Origin of the sequence: Halomonas sp. A40-4, from assembly GCF_015767635.1 — a bacterium.
In the GTDB taxonomy this organism is placed as follows: Bacteria; Pseudomonadota; Gammaproteobacteria; order Pseudomonadales; family Halomonadaceae; genus Vreelandella; species Vreelandella janggokensis.
In genome coordinates this window covers 2547148-2564289 of the sequence record NZ_CP065230.1, presented here as the reverse complement: position 1 = coordinate 2564289, position 17142 = coordinate 2547148, and the positions used below count along the sequence as shown (strand labels likewise).

At 51.2% G+C, this 17142-nt stretch carries 18 protein-coding genes; 10 read left to right on the top strand and 8 right to left on the bottom strand.

The window, feature by feature from the left end:
* Nucleotides 1-88 precede the first annotated feature (88 nt).
* Nucleotides 89-1663 carry a YfjI family protein gene (locus tag IT895_RS11955; protein ID WP_092825613.1) on the bottom strand — a complete coding sequence of 525 codons (1575 nt, stop codon included), beginning with the start codon at nucleotides 1661-1663 and terminating at the stop codon, nucleotides 89-91.
* Nucleotides 1664-2406: 743 nt separating this feature from the next.
* Here IT895_RS11955 and IT895_RS11950 point away from each other — a divergent pair.
* Nucleotides 2407-3111, top strand: a complete 705-nt coding sequence (locus IT895_RS11950; protein ID WP_092825611.1) for a YagK/YfjJ domain-containing protein — start codon at nucleotides 2407-2409, stop codon at nucleotides 3109-3111.
* Between the two features lie 137 nt (nucleotides 3112-3248).
* On the opposite strand, the gene IT895_RS11945 is transcribed toward IT895_RS11950, so the two are convergent.
* Nucleotides 3249-4079 (bottom strand): hypothetical protein, encoded by an 831-nt coding sequence (locus tag IT895_RS11945; protein ID WP_092825609.1) that lies wholly within the window; start codon nucleotides 4077-4079, stop codon nucleotides 3249-3251.
* A 182-nt stretch (nucleotides 4080-4261) separates the two neighbouring features.
* Here IT895_RS11945 and IT895_RS11940 point away from each other — a divergent pair, with 182 nt between their 5' ends.
* Together IT895_RS11940 and IT895_RS11935 are read left to right on the top strand one after the other, a co-directional pair.
* The gene (locus IT895_RS11940; RefSeq protein WP_233337234.1) at nucleotides 4262-4543 is read left to right on the top strand and encodes a helix-turn-helix transcriptional regulator; all 282 of its coding nucleotides are present in this window, start codon (nucleotides 4262-4264) and stop codon (nucleotides 4541-4543) included.
* A gap of 88 nt (nucleotides 4544-4631) precedes the next feature.
* The gene (locus IT895_RS11935) at nucleotides 4632-5750 is read left to right on the top strand and encodes a type I restriction-modification system subunit M (RefSeq protein WP_233337233.1); all 1119 of its coding nucleotides are present in this window, start codon (nucleotides 4632-4634) and stop codon (nucleotides 5748-5750) included.
* Between the two features lie 35 nt (nucleotides 5751-5785).
* On the opposite strand, the gene IT895_RS11930 is transcribed toward IT895_RS11935, so the two are convergent.
* The 3 genes from IT895_RS11930 to IT895_RS11920 are packed head-to-tail and all read right to left on the bottom strand — an operon-like array spanning nucleotide 5786 to nucleotide 8551.
* Nucleotides 5786-7114 carry an ISL3 family transposase gene (locus IT895_RS11930; protein WP_199283567.1) on the bottom strand — a complete coding sequence of 443 codons (1329 nt, stop codon included), beginning with the start codon at nucleotides 7112-7114 and terminating at the stop codon, nucleotides 5786-5788.
* A gap of 21 nt (nucleotides 7115-7135) precedes the next feature.
* Nucleotides 7136-7648 (bottom strand): signal peptidase II, encoded by a 513-nt coding sequence (lspA, locus tag IT895_RS11925; protein ID WP_199283566.1) that lies wholly within the window; start codon nucleotides 7646-7648, stop codon nucleotides 7136-7138.
* Between the two features lie 3 nt (nucleotides 7649-7651).
* Nucleotides 7652-8551: a cation transporter gene (locus IT895_RS11920; RefSeq protein WP_095622752.1), complete on the bottom strand. Its 900-nt coding sequence runs from the start codon at nucleotides 8549-8551 to the stop codon at nucleotides 7652-7654.
* A gap of 95 nt (nucleotides 8552-8646) precedes the next feature.
* On the opposite strand from IT895_RS11920, the gene cadR reads away from it, so the two are divergent.
* Both cadR and IT895_RS11910 read left to right on the top strand, forming a co-directional pair.
* Complete coding sequence (gene cadR / locus IT895_RS11915; protein WP_153716866.1) at nucleotides 8647-9054, top strand: Cd(II)/Pb(II)-responsive transcriptional regulator; 408 nt, start codon at nucleotides 8647-8649, stop codon at nucleotides 9052-9054.
* Nucleotides 9055-9218: 164 nt separating this feature from the next.
* Nucleotides 9219-9695: a hypothetical protein gene (locus tag IT895_RS11910; RefSeq protein ID WP_139197143.1), complete on the top strand. Its 477-nt coding sequence runs from the start codon at nucleotides 9219-9221 to the stop codon at nucleotides 9693-9695.
* A 53-nt stretch (nucleotides 9696-9748) separates the two neighbouring features.
* On the opposite strand, the gene IT895_RS11905 is transcribed toward IT895_RS11910, so the two are convergent.
* Nucleotides 9749-10942, bottom strand: coding sequence for a tyrosine-type recombinase/integrase (locus IT895_RS11905; protein ID WP_199283565.1), 1194 nt, complete (start codon nucleotides 10940-10942; stop codon nucleotides 9749-9751).
* A 388-nt stretch (nucleotides 10943-11330) separates the two neighbouring features.
* Here IT895_RS11905 and IT895_RS11900 point away from each other — a divergent pair, with 388 nt between their 5' ends.
* Nucleotides 11331-12257, top strand: a complete 927-nt coding sequence (locus IT895_RS11900) for a YihY/virulence factor BrkB family protein (protein ID WP_085917800.1) — start codon at nucleotides 11331-11333, stop codon at nucleotides 12255-12257.
* Nucleotides 12258-12402: 145 nt separating this feature from the next.
* Nucleotides 12403-13368 (top strand): zinc-binding metallopeptidase family protein, encoded by a 966-nt coding sequence (locus IT895_RS11895; protein ID WP_085917801.1) that lies wholly within the window; start codon nucleotides 12403-12405, stop codon nucleotides 13366-13368.
* A gap of 21 nt (nucleotides 13369-13389) precedes the next feature.
* Here the strand turns inward: IT895_RS11895 and IT895_RS11890 are convergent, their stop codons facing one another.
* The gene (locus tag IT895_RS11890) at nucleotides 13390-14169 is read right to left on the bottom strand and encodes a CLCA_X family protein (protein WP_199283564.1); all 780 of its coding nucleotides are present in this window, start codon (nucleotides 14167-14169) and stop codon (nucleotides 13390-13392) included.
* A 123-nt stretch (nucleotides 14170-14292) separates the two neighbouring features.
* On the opposite strand from IT895_RS11890, the gene IT895_RS11885 reads away from it, so the two are divergent.
* A complete protein-coding gene (locus IT895_RS11885; protein WP_199283563.1) occupies nucleotides 14293-15351 on the top strand; it encodes an oxidoreductase in 1059 nt (352 codons plus the stop codon).
* A gap of 40 nt (nucleotides 15352-15391) precedes the next feature.
* Here the strand turns inward: IT895_RS11885 and nudE are convergent, their stop codons facing one another.
* Nucleotides 15392-16006 carry an ADP compounds hydrolase NudE gene (gene nudE / locus IT895_RS11880; protein WP_085920462.1) on the bottom strand — a complete coding sequence of 205 codons (615 nt, stop codon included), beginning with the start codon at nucleotides 16004-16006 and terminating at the stop codon, nucleotides 15392-15394.
* A gap of 72 nt (nucleotides 16007-16078) precedes the next feature.
* Between nudE and yrfG the strand changes: the two genes are divergently transcribed.
* A complete protein-coding gene (gene yrfG, locus IT895_RS11875) occupies nucleotides 16079-16732 on the top strand; it encodes a GMP/IMP nucleotidase (protein ID WP_085920463.1) in 654 nt (217 codons plus the stop codon).
* An 18-nt stretch (nucleotides 16733-16750) separates the two neighbouring features.
* Nucleotides 16751-17140: a ribosome-associated heat shock protein Hsp15 gene (gene hslR, locus IT895_RS11870; RefSeq protein ID WP_199283562.1), complete on the top strand. Its 390-nt coding sequence runs from the start codon at nucleotides 16751-16753 to the stop codon at nucleotides 17138-17140.
* The last annotated feature ends 2 nt before the right edge of the window (nucleotides 17141-17142 follow it).

The following is a 17142-nucleotide window of genomic DNA, read 5'->3' as shown; positions in this document are numbered from 1 at the left end:
TGTGGGACAACGTACAAGCTCTCTCAGGGAGGTCCAGTCGTATCACCAGATCGCCTGGACAGAAAAGGAAGGCACTGTATACAGATAGTCAACTATGAACATTATTAATGAGCTGAAAGCCATAGGCTGTGTAGTTGGGGTCAATTCTTTGTTCCGAAAATAACGGAAGCTCCGAAACATTGTAATGCTTGCCATTTTTTAATTGAGGATCAGTTCTTGTCAGAATGGTTTCCTTGAACTCAAAATTCACAGCATCTATTTTTTTTAAGTGACCTAATTGTTCTAAAAGTTGGTATGCTGAAAACCTTTTTTGTTTTTCGCGAAGTGAATTGTGACAGCGTTGCTGAATTTTCGAATCACAAAATCTATAAGTAGAAGCAGAAGGCACAACGATTTTTCGAATATCTATTACAAGCTGATTTGTCAAGGTCACGATCTCAGGCGTGCCTGCTATAAACTTCATGTAGTGCTCAGAGCAACGGATGCATAGTGAATATGCATAATCCAAGGTATATGAACTGATATCACCTTCAAGCCCTTCAAAAGTATGAATAATGCCTGCAAGGCGACTAATATTATCCATCAATTTAGATCCATGACCATTGGCATGATGATAAAATCCATGCTGTTCCATGTTTTTTTCAATAGACAGAGCTATATTTCTCCATTTCTCTTTTGCATTTGGAGTGAATTGCAACAGTTTTTGGTTGTTATTATTTATTTCGACGTCAATTGATTGTTGCATCATCTGCCGTATTCTTCCGTGGAAATTATTGATAATTTCTTTGTTTGGCGGAGAGTTTTTACCTATTCTTAAGCCAATATATGAGTTTGGGTTGATAACTAAAAACCTTGAAAGAAAACCACCTTCTATAGCTTCGCTACCGCGCTTCTTTAAGAAACGATTCAGAATGTCTGGTTGAATCATTAAGGCTAATGTTAATCTTGGGTTGGTAATCGAAAAATCATCACTTGATTTACGGTCTACCGTTACGCTTGAACCGCTCCATATTTCATTGTAAATGCCAAGCTCTTGCATAGCTTTTCCATTAAATATATCCCCAGACTCACTAGAAACCAAGCAAGCTAACGAAATGTTTTTATAAAGGCTATGTGCTAAAGCACTGGGCGTTATATCTTTATATATAAACCTTGGTGTAGGTGGAGATATAGGCTTCTTATCATACAAGTCAATCTGACGTGCCTCAATACTTTCAGTTTCCTCGCATTTGCTAGCCGCTCTAGCGAGAAGCTTTCCAAGCTCTCTTTCAAGCAAAGTCCAGTTATGATTTCGCCGTTTGTAGTCTTCAAGGTCTTTCTGATGTTTATCTAAAAGCTCACGTTCAATTTTTTTAATTTCATGGAAAAATGCATTCTCGACAGCAGTTTTACGTTCACCGCTTAAAGCAATTATCAGGATATAAAGTGATAAGGGAACACGATATCCTGTCGGCAACTCTACATCGGCGATACCTTGGCAGGCGGATGACATAGAAGATAATGCTGTCAATAAAGCCATTTCATACGAAATTTCAAGAGACCGTGATATCTCTACAACAGCGCCTTCAAATACTGAATTCTCATCGAGAATTGGCCATTCATGGTTCCGAAGGCCGGAGTCTCTTGTATACGAGCATCCTGAGCTAAGCTTGTCATTTTCCACCTTTATACCTCCATCTTCTCTGCTAATGTTGCTAACGCTAGCAAGATTAGCAGCATGATAGAGTGAATCAAGCGTATTTTTTAAATTAAACTTCTTTGTACTTAGTTGGACAAAAAATAATAATCCATGGTGCTAACTCTCTGATATAAAGCGATTTCCCATCACCATGCAGTCAGAAGTGCCTTGGTGACAGCAACGGCACCCATTGCATTTGAAGGCTGAAGGGCTGGTTACGAATAGCGGTTAAAAATTACTAACTATATATAACTATATGAGAATATGACGAGCCCATGTGGCTCTTGATGATCTTATTGAAAAATTAGGTTTATTTTTCAGGTGACATTGATAGTTGAATGTATTTTATTTTCTTTTAAAACGCGATGGTTATGATATTCATTGTCATATGCTAGTTGGTTCTAACGAGATTTAAATGACGGTAATATTAGTATGCTTTCACTTAACAATAAAAATGATATCGGTTGGGTGAGCCCTGAAAGCTGTTAACTTGATACCTTACCAGTAGAAGAAGCGTCAGTAGTACAACGTGTTTTTGCCATTAAACTAAACCATACATGCGCTCTGTCCGTTAGGCTACTCCTTGTGAGTAAGGTAGGTCGCGCTAAGTGACGGGCAATAAATCGACATTATCCGCTTATCTTATCATCACTACGTTCAAGCTACGTGCATAAGCATGGCATTCAAGCCATGGGCATTCTCGTGGGTGTACGATTAGGAGTTATATAGTGAATACCTTTACGTACAACGTTGGCCAACATTTACGTAAATGCCATCCTGACAATCCCGACCTGAAACTGTGGTGGGAAGGGTACTACCAAAGTATGTGGGTACAAACGCAGAAAGGACCGCTGATCGAAAATTACCTAGCGAAATTGTTCGATGTAATGAATAGATCTCGTCAGGACTGCAATCGGATCCTCGCTATTCGCATTGATCTACGCTTTCCAAACGGTATGTATGCAGGCCTACTCGATTATAAAAATTCTGCTTTGAGTGCCTTTAAAACTTTTTTCCAACGTGAGCTAGACCGAGCAGGCATCAAGTATCCGCACAAATTTCGCTGTGTGTGGTGTTGTGAGCAAGATACCAGCATCAACCCTCATTACCACCTTTTGCTGTTACTAAACGGTGATGCCTACAACGGCCTAGGTTACATAGGTAGAACTCAAAGCAGTGATTACGGATATGAAAACCTTTTCCATCGTATCGTCAGATCATGGGCTCGGGCTATCAATCACCCACAGGAGTGTATGGAAGGTCTTGTGCAAGTACCTCGAAAACCAGTTACCAACGAACTGGCTACATGGTTTTTTCACAGTGAAGATCAATTCACTTTTGAACAGGTGTTTGGGGCTGCAAGCTATCTTTGCAAAGAGCATTCCAAACCTATAGGTCAAGGGGTCAATTGCTTTGATGGTAGTAGGGGATAAAGCTTAGAAAAAAAGCGACTTTTAACCTGTGGACGTGTATAAGTTATAAACGTAATTACTGTATGATACACGGTAATTACAGTGAATTATTAGGGCTATCCCATAGCCCTAGCCTTAGCCCGATTATAGACCTGCTGCTAATAGAAATTAATCGTCATGTTTCGGCTTTTATGCGGCTCGGGCACAGGCTGCTTGCCATTCTCGTTAAAAGTCTTTCTAAGGCGTGGCTCTGTAAAAATCAGTTTCTGGATACTCTCACTGAGTAGATCGATGTTATTTGTCAAAGGCAGCGAGTATTCTTCAATTACAGGATGTATAATCTTAGCAATGACTGGAGCTGCCAACTCGTAACGTTCCCAACCGCCTGAAGGTCGGTGTTTACTTAGGGCTCCTCTGATGAGCGCTCTTAACATGACCTCTTTCTCATCTTTCAGTTCTTGTTTTGCCTGCTTTGCTTTTTCTTGGCGTGCTTCAGGTGAGTTATCGCGCAAATCCTTTAGCATTCGCCAAGCAGTAACATGCTGGTGTGCGCAGGTTAATGCTTTAGTAATTGTTTCTTGCTCACGCCTCAGCATTGCTTTGCGACGGTTAACTTCCTCAAAATAAAGACGAATTTTAGGAATTCTCTCCTTACGGGTGAAGCTGACTAGGGCTATCTGACGAAGAGCAACTTCCAAATGGACGTTAATTTGCTTTTGCAGCTTCGCCTTGTCCCTATGCTGCACCAGGGAAATTGGGATTTCCCAATCCTTTGAGAAATCAGGATCATTTTCGGCGGCTTGTACAATCGCCTGATGCCACTGTTTATCATGATCAATAGCATCTTTCTCAGCCTTCGGCTGTTCGTGAAGGGCTTGATTAGCTAAATCTGTTGCATTTACATCGATTATAGAAAGTAGGTCTTCCAAATACTGAGCGTCCTCTTTTGCATCATGTAATTCTTGTGCAAGGGATTCATCTTGTTTCATGGCTTAGCCTCTCGATAAATTTTTAGATACTATTTTTGATGGCTTGTCAATATCAAGACCTAAATCAGTTCTTGGTTTAGGATAGCCGGTGTGTTTCGGTAGCGGCTACAAACAAAATGGTAACCGTCATCGCCTATGTACACATAGGCTATATCAGTCAACTAATGGCATGAGGTTACCGTATGACTCATCAAGACAATATTGCATCTTCGGTTGAATCAGGTATGGAACTGGCTCATTTTGATCAGCAGAAGGTTGGTCGTCCTACAAGGATGCTGAAAATATCGGAAGTTATAAGTCGTACCGGCTTATCCAGATCAACGATATATAACAAAATCGATTGTAAATCAGCTGGTTATGATTCGACATTCCCCAAGCAAGCAAAGCTAGGAGCAAGAGCCGTTGCTTGGGATGAAGTAGAAATTGAACATTGGATCCAAGGCCAGTTAAGAGCTAGGAAATGATGCCTTCCTATCCTGCAAGGTACTCTGATTACTGCACAGATGTGTATGATGGTGTTCACTTATTTTCATCGAACATGGGGAAGCATCCGTGAACACGGGAAGTCACTCTCAGCTTGCTGCGTTTATCTGGTCGGTCGCTGACCTTCTACGCGGCGATTTCAAGCAGTCACAGTATGGCCGTATTATCCTGCCGTTCACGCTTCTGCGCCGCTTAGAGTGCGTATTGGCACCTACAAAGGCTGACGTGCTGAAAGCTGCTGACGATCATCAGAATAAGTCCGAGGCAGTGCGTGAAAAGCTACTGCTGCGCGCGGCTGATCAACCATTCTTCAATGCTTCACCGCTAAGCTTGGGTAGTCTTTCCGATACCCAAACCAGCGACGACCTGATGAGCTACGTACAGTCGTTCAGCCAGAGCGCTAGGGAGATTTTCGAGCACTTCGAGTTCGAGAGCTTCGTTCAGCAACTCAGCGCCAATAACCTGCTCTATAAAGCCGTGCAGCAGTTCGCGGCGATAGACCTTAGCCCCGCGCGGGTGAGCAATCACGGCATGGGCGGTATCTTTGAAGAATTAATCCGCAAGTTTGCCGAAAGCTCCAACGAAACCGCCGGGGAGCACTTCACGCCACGCGATATCGTCCATCTAACGACGTCTCTGGTGCTTACCGGTCAGGTAGAAAAGCTAAAGCCCAACAGCATCGTTACCGTCTATGACCCGACAGCGGGTACCGGCGGCTTTCTTTCCGAGAGCGACGAGTATATTCAGCAGGTCAGCGAGAAGGTCACCGTCTCGCTGCACGGGCAGGAGCTCAACCCTGAGTCCTACGCCATCTGTAAGGGCGATATGCTGGTGAAGGGGCAGGCGGTCGAGCAGATCAAACTGGGTAACACGCTTTCAGGCGACCAGCTGGCAGGCGAACGCTTTGATTACATGCTTTCCAATCCGCCGTTTGGCGTCGAGTGGAAGAAGGTGCAGAAACAGGTCACCGATGAGCACAAACATCGCGGCTACGATGGCCGCTTTGGCCCTGGCCTGCCGCGCGTCTCCGATGGCTCGCTGCTGTTTTTGATGCACCTGGTCGCCAAGATGCGCACTCGCCAGGATGGCGGCTCACGCATTGGCATCATCCTTAACGGCTCGCCGCTTTTTACCGGCGGCGCAGGCAGTGGGGAGTCCGAAATTCGGGTATACGGATTTAATGGTTGATGGGGCACCTTCACCCCATCAATCTGATACCACCCTCAGATGGTTGATAGATCGACTCCGTAGTTGAGTTCCTCTGCGAAGTCCGGCAGTCCGTAACCGATGGTTTTCTTGTAGAAAGGAGAGACCTTCGCAGTCGGTGCCTTCTTCTTGTGCTTCGTGGTGTAGAGCATTCGTGCCCGCATCACCTCGAAGGAGTAACCGCGCCCTTCACGGTTCTTGTCCTTGGCCAGTCGGTTGATGGACTCCGTGTAAGCGTTGGTGACGGGCATGTCCGTCTCGAAGTAGGTCATGGTCTCTTCGCGCCAGTTTCCCACTGCCCTGACCAGATCGCTCCAGACTTCCTTTTGGCCCTTCGGGATGGTGGCTATCCACTCGTCCAGGGCGGCTTCTGCCTGGAGCCGTGTGGTGGCGTCCCAGATGCCGTAGAAGCGCTCCTTGTGCTCGTAGGCGGCCAGCAGTTGCGGGAACGCGCCTGTCCAGGTCTCCATGATGAGGCGCTCCCGGTCTGAGACTTCGTGAGCGCGTTTCAGCAGGATTTTCCGGTCTCCCTTGAGAGTCCGGCTCTGGGACGGTTTCAGCTCCTTTCTGAGGCCCTTGCGCACTCTCTCTAGGGCATCGTTGGCCATGCGCACCACATGGAACTTATCGACCACGATACGGGCCTGGGGCAGCACAGCCTTGACCGCTGCCCGGTAGGGGTTCCACATGTCCATGCTGACGATCTCGACCTTCTGCCGGTCTTTCAGCTTCATCAGGTAGTTGGTCACCACGTCCTGGCGGCGGGTGGCCAGCAGGTCGAGCAGGGTTCGCTCCTCAATGTTGGTCAGAATGCAGCGGTAGCGCTTGTTCAGGTATAGCTCGTCAATGCCCAGGATGCGGGGCGTCTCGAAGCGGTGCCAGCGCCCCAGGAACTCGGCGCGGGCGTTGAAGATGTCGCGCACCGTCTTCTCGTCCAGGCCGGTCTGTGCCGCCACAAAGGTGTAGGGGTGGTTGAAGGATTCCTTCTCCACGTACTCATGCAGCCGCAGTGTCATACGGAATCCGTCCACCATCTCCGGTAGCTGGGGCCTGAATGTTGTCTTGCAGGCCCGGCAGGTGTATCGGCGGCGGACCACCCAGAGAGTGACCCGCTTGCCGTGGATGGGCAGATCACGATAGGGAACGTCACGCTTGCCGTGGATGGGCAGATCACGATAGGGAACGTCACGCTTGCCGAACCGTACGAACTCACCCTGCACGCCGCATTCCTCGCAGGCGATGGGATCGGGCACGTCCACCTGGAAGTGCATTTCGTCGTCGGTTGATTTGCAGCCCAGTACTTGGTATTGCGGCAGGTGAAGGATGTTGTCGGGAAGTTCGGTCATGGTGTTGTATAGGCGTAGGTGTCAGTCAGATCCATCCGGCTCGGCATTGGTGTTTGCTTTTTTACCCAACAAGCTGCTGGAAACGAAAAGTAAGGCACCGAGGACAATTGCAATATCAGCCAGGTTGAAGGCCGGCCAATGCCAGTCTCGCCAATAGAAATCAAAGGAATCCACAACATAGCCGCGAAAGACCCGGTCAATCAGGTTGCCCATGGCGCCACCGAGGATAAGACTGTAAGCGATGGCTTCTCCTTTATGACGATTTTCAAGGATCAGCTTGATCAGAAAAATCGAGACCACCACCGCGATTCCGATAAAAAAGTAGCGCTGCCAGCCTCCACCATTCGCAAAAAGACTGAATGCGGCACCGGTGTTCCATACGTGCACCCAGTTAAAGAACGGGGTCACTGAAATAGACTCGCCATAGGCCATTGATTGCTGCACCAGCCATTTTACGGCCTGATCAGACGCTGCCAGCAGGCCCGATATGGACAACAGGGCATACGGCGAGAGCTTTTTGCCAATAATGAGCATTATTTAACCCTTCAACGCCAGAATGCGTCTGGCACCGTTAAGTACAATGACCCCCGCGATGGTGCCGATAATCAGATCCGGATAATTGGACCCGGTCCACGCGACCAGGGCGCCGGCGGTGATGACCCCCAGGTTGATCACCACGTCGTTGGCCGAGAATATCCAGCTTGCCTTCATGTGCGCCCCGCCCTCCCGATGTTTGGATATGAGCAGCAGACAACTGGTATTGGCAATCAATGCGACGAATGCGATAGCCATCATCACCAGCGATTCAGGCTCACTACCGAATACAAAGCGTCTCACCACCTCTATGAGTACGCCCACAGCCAAGATCAGTTGCAGTACACCAGCAAGATGCGCGGCACGTACCTGCATTTTCACGCTATGTCCAACCGCATAAAGGGCAAGCCCGTACACCGCCGCATCGGCAAAATTGTCCAGGGATTCTCCAATCAGGCCGGTGGACTGGGCGATCAGACCGGCAGTCATTTCCACCACGAACAGAAGTGCATTGATGCCGAGCAACCAGCGCAGGGCCCCGGATTCTTGCTTAGCAGAAGCTGCCGAGAACTCGGCGGCCTTGATGGTCTCCGGATTTGCAGCGACGGTTTCCTGAAGCGAGGCGCCTAGCCCCAAGGTCTTCAGTTTCGAGGTGACGGGCTCGACCTCGCCGTCATGTACGACCTTCAGCCGGCGGTTCGACAAGTCGAAGGACAGCGCTCGAACCTCCTCAAAGCCGTTCAGGGCTAGGCGAATCATTCGCTCTTCTGATGGACAGTCCATCTTCGGCACGGCATAAACGCTGACCCATCTCCCCGGCGCTTCGGAGGAGGCCTGTATATCGGTATCCGCCGCGGACGTTGCATCACCGCCACAGGCGCCGCCACCACAGGATTTGTTCATGATACGACTCCACTTGAACAATGTTGTGGTACCATTTAAAACTATAAAGCTACTATAAGGTCAATAGAGTAAAGAATCCGTTGGGGAGGAGGCTGATGCGTATTGGTCAGTTGGCGCAGTTGGTAGGGGTCGAAACACAGACGATCCGCTTCTATGAACAGCAGGGCTTGTTGCCGCCGCCTGATCGGCAGGACAACGGTTACCGTGTCTATACCGAGAAGCATGGTGAGTGGCTGGCCTTCATCCGTCGCTGCAGAATCCTAGGCCTGTCACTGGCTGAGATTCACGAACTACAGAGCTATCAGGACGACCCTCATCAGCCTTGTACCGCCGTCAACGCCTTGCTCGATGATCACATCTCTCATGTGCGGTCGCAGATAACCGCTCTGCAAGCGCTTGAGAAACAACTCGTTTCACTGAGAGCGAGTTGCAACGATGACCGGGAAGTTGAGGCGTGTGGGGTTCTTGCTGGAATTAGCGAAGGAAACATGCACCAGCAGTAGGTGAAGCATCAACCAGATAATCCGATGAGATGCCGGTCTGTCTCACTCTCATGCAAAGGTAAGATCAACCATTTAATCCGCTTACCCAAAATACCTAAATTTAATTGCATTACTGCCGATAGTTATCATTGCAGGATTCAAAAAAGCTAAATAAGGGAAAATTTATGAAGCTGGCAACTGCTTTGGCAATACCATGTACCATAGGTCTATTAGCTCTACCAATCACAGCCTCGGCCTATTTTGGTGAGCCCGGTACGTGGTCTAGCGGATGGGGGCAAGGTGTTTCAGAATATTCGGCGGTTAGTGCTGACGGGGCAGCAGAGCTTTATATTGCATGCAGTGAATACGATCCGGTGAGTATGAACCTAACTATCAATAATGTTACATACGGAAATGACCAGCAAGGCGAATTTAACCTTATTCTGGATGGCTATGAGGTAGAAAGCCCACATTTTACGAATTCAAGAGTCCACGCTGATAATTTTCTTTATGCGTGGGAACGTATGCGTGAAGCTACTAGTATAATTGCCGTTACTGACGATGGAAATCAGGTTGAGCTGCCTAGCCGTGGATCAGCAAAAGCCCTTCCTGGTGTTGGTGAGCCTGGAATGGTATGTAAGACGCAATTTTATTCATTTTAATTGAATGCAAAGGCGCTGTTTAACACAGCGCCTATAAATGAAGCGATTCATATTCACATGACGTAATCTGCCCACTCCTGCATCATTGCTCTGCGCTTTTCAAAAAGATCACCACGCCGATAGGCTGCCTCCACTTTGTTTTCGATTGCGTGAGCCAGTGCCATCTCGGCAACATCCCGGGGATAGCTAGTGACTTCGCCTGTCCAGTCACGAAAACTAGAGCGAAAACCGTGTGGAACGTAGTTACCTTTCTCGCCGTTTGGACCATATCCCATTCCGCGCATAAATTGAAGTAAGGCCATGTTGGAAAGCGGGCGGGCGTGCTTCATGCCGGGAAATACATACTTACTACCTTTTAAGCGGGGTAGATTCGAGAGTAACGATAGAGCTTGCTTGGAAAGCGGTACTCGATGTTCGCGGTTGGTTTTCATTCGATCAGCTGGGATCGCCCAAGTGGCATTAGCGAGGTCAATCTCGTTCCATTCGGCATTCAGCACCTCGGAGGTGCGCGTTGCGGTCAAAATCAAAAACAGCAGCGCTTTAGAAGACATGCTGCTGTATTGTTGAACCGACGCCATGAAATCAGCAACGTCATCATAGGGCATGGCAGGATGGTGATTAACCTTCTGGATACGCGAAGGTTTGGCTAGTAGTTTATCCAGGTGACCGCGCCAGCGGGCGGGATTGACCGGATCGCGATAGCCGTGTGCAGCTGCATAATCCAAGATATTCTCAACGCGTCCCTGCACGCGTTTGGCCGTTTCGTTTTTATTTGCCCAGATGGGTTTTAGGACTTCAAGCACGTCCTGGGTCGAAATATCTTCTATGGGCTTTCCACCGATTTTTGGACGCACATAGGTTTTGAGAGTGCTGACCCACTGACGGGCATGCTTGGCATTTCGCCAACTTCGGCGGTGTGCCTTGATAAAGCGAGCGGCGCAGCTTGTGAATGTGACAGCTTCTTTCTGAGCTTCTTTCTCTTCTTTTAAGCGCGCTTCCAGTGGGTCAATCCCTTGCTTGACCATTTTGCGGTTATCCGCTGCGAGCTCGCGGGCTTCGGAGAGGCTTACGCCAGGATGCGACCCTAGGCCCATATAGCGCTGCTTGCCTTGAAGCTTAAAACGGTAAATCCAGCTAACCGACCCGCCAGCGGTAATTTGCAGGTATAGGCCTTGGCCGTCACCCGTAGACCCTTTCTTTCCCTCTTTCGCAAGCTTCTGAACTGTCTTGCTAGTGAGCTTACCCATGGCAATGCCTCTCTGTGGTACAGCCGACTGAATGCTGAAGAGCCTACCACAATAAAACCCACACTTTGACCCACACTCATGTTTTGGGATAAGATGGATTTTATAGGAGAAGACTGGACAATTAATAATATATTTTTCAATAAAAACAGATAATTAATATACGGTCATGGACTTGCCTGGAAGTGGTGTATGCGGACTCCTCCTCCGCCAAGATTATTAAAAAAAGCCCGCTGAACTACTTTCAGCGGGCTTTTTTGTTGTCTGCACTTCAGTTGACCTTCATACAGCTGTCTTCGTTAAATATGCTACCCCTGTTTTCTGCCATCCTTGCACGCAGGTAGCGCCATAGGCGTATCATGGCCTTAGCGTACAAGGAGAATGGCAACCAATGGCTCGAAATCGCACATTACTCAGTGCTGTCGTTCTTCTGCTACCCAGGTTGTTGCACTTTGCTTGGCGAGTATTGTGCAATTTTCTGAAGAACCGCGGCATCCTGTTAGCAGGAGGGGTGGGGTACAACGTCCTGCTGTCCATCGTGCCGCTGTTTGCTTTGCTGGTTGTGTTGCTAGCGCAAGTCGTGGACGAGCAGCATCTTCTCAATGTGTTGGCCTTACAGGCACGCCATTTAACGCCTGCCAATGCTGAGGTTTTGCTGGAAGCTGTAAGAGGGATACTGGATTCTCGCGATGTGATCGGCATTTTCGGTTTTCCGATCATGCTGCTCTTCAGCTCGTTTGCTTTTCGAATGCTCGAGGATGCGCTGGCGATTATTTTCCATGCGCCAGAGACGCCACATATCAAACGCAGTGCCTGGGTGTCCGTGATGCTGCCATATGCCTTCATGCTGGTGCTCGGGGCAGGATTGATGGCGTTAACGCTGGTCGTGACCCTGGCGAGTTCGCTCAATACGATGGTGCTGGCAATCTTCGAGCGGGAGCTGCCGCTGGCTCAATTTTCAGAGCCGGTGCTTAACCTGATCAGCTTTGTCGGTGTTTTCCTGTTATTCAGTGCCATCTACAAGATACTTCCGGTTGTGCGCATCGCCTTGAGGCGCGCGGTGGTTGGCGGTTTTGTTGCAGCGCTTTTATGGGAAGGCGTACGGCTGTTGCTGGTCTACTATTTCACGCACCTTTCTTTGGTCAACGCCGTTTACGGCTCTCTGGCGACACTGGTGATTGTGCTGCTCAGCCTTGAAATTGGCGCGATCATTTTATTGCTGGGTGCCCAGGTGATTGCTGAGCTGGAACGTAATACTCGCCTAAGCCTGCCATGGTATATCGACCCTGACCACCAGCCCGTCACCCGGCTGGAATGATCTGACACCCTCTCTCATGACCCCTTGGCAGGGGATAACTTGGTGATACAGAGGCGGATCAACCGCTATTTATGTCCAGCCACTTGTGGGGGAGCCGCCTGGGCGCGCAAGATGGTCGTAATGTTCATTTCGGAGTCGTCATCTTATGCGTGTTTTCGCCAATCCCGTCGGAACGGGGAATCTCTGGTTCGACAATCTCAGCACCGCAGACGGCACCCCTGTCGGTTATGATCCCCAGGCACGGGCGTTTGTACCGATGCCTCCCTTTTGTGCCAACCGGGAAAGAATCGGTTGCAACTGGATTGCGCCAGAGGAGGGGGCGTTTTGCCGGTCCTGCGCCATGACGGCGCTGGCACCTGACCCTTCCATCCCCGATGCCATCCCCAACTGGGCGCAGACTGAAGCAGCCAAGCGCTGGGTATTGGATAATCTGGGGCGCTGGCACTGGTTCCGGCCGGAAGATCCAGGGGCACGGCCTGTGTTTCATCTGCTTGCTGAAGGCCCTACCCCTGTTCCCATGGGGCATGCGCAGGGTGTGGTGACCATCAGCGTTGCGGAGATGGACCCTGTGTTGCTCACCACGCGTAGAGAAGCGTTGGAAGAGCCTTACCGGACCATGATTGGCCATATGCGCCATGAAATTGCCCACATGCTGTGGTGGCGGTTGAGCCTGCGTGAGGATTTTCTGGATGCCTTCCGCGCCATGTTCGGCGACGAGCGGATCGATTATCCAGCCGCGTTGCGTTACCACTACGAAAATGGCCCGCCATCGGAGTGGAAACAGCATTACCTGACAAGTTACGCTTCTGCGCACCCCCACGAGGACTGGGCCGAAACGGCGGCACATTTGCTTCATCTCACCGATATTGCCGACAGTTTTGTTGCCACAGGCCTGTCGTCGCCGCAAATACCCAGCGCTGGTTGGGATCCGTATTCGGAGCCTGACGCCGGTCAGTTGATCCACATTGCCGCCTCCGTGACCGTGGGTGTCAACCACATCAATCGCTCTATGGGGTTATCGGACCTTTATCCGTTTGTACTCTCGGAGCACGCGCGCCATAAGCTGGCCTTTGTACATAACTGGTTACGGCGCGGCGCTCAGGGGCTTTAAACGCCTGAGTGGAGAAGAGGTTTAGAGCTCTCGTTGCAGCGCTTTGCCTAATGTCGAGAAATAGTCGCCAAATAGCCGATTGATTCGTTCGCGCTGCTCGCCTTCAGGGTAAAGCCCCTTTTCGGCTTCCGGCGAAGCCTTGCTGCCCTTGACCAAGAAATGGTTGGTGATCGCGGCGTCCTGTACAAAGGCTTCAAAGGCGCGGGCGCAGAGTTCTTCGGGGCGGCTGTAGTACAGCTGGCCAAGTTGTTTATCCATTCGGGCCGAGTGCCTGAATAGTTCGCTTGGCTGGTCGCCTTCCGGCTGCAGTAAAATGGCATGAAAGCAGTGCATTAACCGATCATTAAGTGGGTGGGGAACAGGCTTGGCATCCGAAAGCCAGGCCGTCGAGGCAAATTGGCCGCTGGGCGTGCCGCGAAAGCACTTGGTGACAATGTAATGATCGAATGCATGAAACCACTCGTGAGCGATGCTCCCGGGGCCCGCATTTTTGGCCAGTGCAAAGCTGCGCTGGCTGGGGTCGTAGTGGGCGGAGACGCCCGGCCTTCCGCCGCTACCGTACTGCAAGGCGAGCGAGCCGCGTAGCGAAATCAATGCTTCAGGTCCCTGCAAGATCAACATTAAATCGCATAGCGCATCATGGAACAGCTCCGCTGCGCGGTCACGCTCGGAGTTTGTCACCCAGCGGCCAATTTCGATGGAGCGAAAATCGAACTGGCGACGAATTAGCGCAAAGCTACTCGCGTGCGCTTGGCGGTGGCGTGGTCCGTTGCGATAAAATTCCCGCGCACTGATACTCAAGGCATGGCTCGCTCAGGTGGGTCAATAGAACTCGTAGCCTCATGATATCGCGTTGGCATCTGGTTTGCTCGGGGTGCTCATGCCAAAATCAATAAACGCCTGTATTGACCAGTAAGGAATGCAATGAAGTCGAGTATTAATGTGGGCCTTGTGGGCTACGGTTTTGCCAGCAAAACGTTTCATGCTCCACTGATTCAGGCGACCGAAGGTCTGGATCTGGTCGCTGTCTCCTCGAGCGATGCGGCAAAAGTACGTGCCGACTTGCCCGATGTCGAGGTCGAAAGCAAAACGGTGGCGTTATGCGAGCGCAAGGATATCGACCTGATCGTGGTTCCCACGCCCAATGACACCCACTTTCCGCTTGCCAAGGCGGCCCTGACGGCGGGCAAGCATGTCGTGGTCGATAAACCCTTTACCGTTACGCTCTCTGAAGCCAAGCAGCTAAAAGCATTAGCGACCGACAAGGAGCGGATGGTGTCGGTATTTCATAACCGTCGCTGGGATAGTGACTTCTTGACCGTCAAGGGGCTGCTCCAGGCGGGGACATTGGGGCGTGTGACCGGGTTTGAGTCGCACTTTGATCGTTTCCGGCCTGAAGTGCGCGATCGCTGGCGGGAAAAGGCGACGCCAGGCGGCGGTATCTGGTATGACCTGGGGCCTCACCTTCTGGATCAAGCCTGTGAACTGTTTGGCATGCCCAACGCCATTTTGCTGGAGCTGGACGCGTTGCGCGAGGGGGCCAAGGCCGATGACGACTTTCTTGCCCTGCTTGATTATGAGGGAGTTCGCGTCACCCTTGCGGCGGGCACTCTGGTGGCTGAACCCACGCCACGCTTTCGGATTCACGGTACCCAGGGAAGTTTCGTCAAGTACGGCCTGGACCCTCAGGAAGATCGCTTGAAAGCCGGTGAATTGCCTGCCTCCCAGTGGGGCGAAGATACCCAGCACGGCACCCTGACGCTGCGGGAAGGCGAGGGAGAAAGTGCCCCACTGGTACGCCAGGAATACCCCACCCAGCATGGCGATTACCTGGCGTATTACCAGGGCATTGCCAGTGCGCTTCTCGATGAAGCGCCATTGCCGGTGAGTATTGAAGATGCGCTGCGCAGCATGTCACTTCTTGAAGCCGGTCTTGATAGCCATCGCCAACGGCGCTGGATTTCGTTGAAAAATCATCTCTAAGCACGGAGCAAGACTGGGACGGCCGGCGGGTCGTCCTGTGTTAAAGCAGATTCGTCGTGCTATTGCGTTTATCTTCACGCAGTTTATCGCGGGCAATGTACAGCGCAGCGATTGCCCGTGCTTCATGAAAATCCTCACGCATTAACAAGGCGGGAAGCTCCTCCAGGGCGTGGGTCTCAACGATTAATGGCTCGGGCTCGTCGCCGGGCAGGCGCTTGGGATAAAGGTCAGTCGCCAGCAGTACCTGCATCCGGTGGCGCATATAGTTGGGTGCCAGGGAAAGCTCGGCGAGTGGCTCAAGGTGATTCGCACCGAAACCGCATTCCTCCATTAACTCCCGGTTGGCCGCGGTGACGATATCTTCACCGGGGTCAACCAGGCCTTTGGGCAGCGTCAGTACATAATCCTCGAAGCCCGCCGCGTATTCACGGATCAACAATACGTGTTCCGGGTCGGGCATGGCGACGATCATCACCGCGCCTCTGTCGGCGCCGGTCAAGCGCTCAAACTGACGCTCCTCGCCGTTTGAGAAGCGCAAGTCAAGCGCTTCAACCTGAAACAAGCGACTTTGTGCGACGGTATTGCGCGCCATGATTTGCGGTCTTTTCAGGTAGCCGGGCGAGGTATGATCGGCGGTTGAGTCGTATTGGGACATCGGGCCTCCATGGCTGGTAAACGGTAGTTAGGCTACAATAGCACGCTTATAACTTTCACGATGGGAGTGGCAATGATCGAGTGGAGTGAAATTGATACCGTGCTGTTGGACATGGACGGCACGCTGCTGGATTTGCACTTCGACAGCCATTTCTGGCTGGAACATCTGCCACGCCGCTACGTTGAACTTCACCAGTTGGACGAGGCAACCCAAGACACTCTGCGCGCCCGTATCATCGGCGAGCAGGGCACGCTCAACTGGTACAGCCTGGCCTATTGGAGCCGCGAACTTGGCGTCGATATCGTCGCCCTCAAGCGAGAAGTGCAGCACTTGATCGGTCTGCGCGGCGACGCCCTGGATTTTCTGACCTGGCTGAAGCAAGCCCATCCCCGCGTCATACTGGCAACCAACGCCGATCGGGCCAGCCTGGCTCTCAAGCTGCCGCTCACGGGGTTGGAAAACTACCTGGACGCCATCATCTCATCAGAAGACGTCGGTGCGGCAAAAGAAGAGCAGGCCTTCTGGTCAGCGCTGCAGGCGCTCGAACCGTTCGATCCCGCGCGAACATTATTTATCGACGACAACCCTCACGTGCTTGCCAGCGCCCGGACCTTTGGTATCCGCTATCTGATGGGCATCAAGCAGCCCGATAGCCAGCGGCCTGAAAAGGCGCTTGAGGAATTTGTCGCACTGGACCGATTTGCCCAACTGCTGCCGCGTGCTTGAGCAGCGAGGAGAGCGTTAATGAGCGATAGCGTTCGCTTGGATAAATGGCTGTGGGCCGCGCGGTTCTTTAAAACCCGCGCGCTGGCCAAGAAGGCCATCGAAGGTGGCAAGGTGCAATACGACGGCACCCGCGCCAAAACCAGCAAAAACGTCGAGTTGGGTGCACTGATCAAGGTGCCCCAGGGCTGGGACGTGTACGAAGTGGAAGTGATCGCGCTGTCAGATCAGCGGAAGGGCGCTCCCGAAGCCCGCAAACTGTACGCCGAAACCCAGGAAAGCGTTGAGCACCGTACCCGTGAGGCCGAGGCACGGCGATTAAACAACGAAGTCATGCAACATCCGATCAAGCGTCCTGACAAAAAACAGCGTCGCGATATCCAGCGTTTTCAACGCGAGCAAGGGGGGTGAGC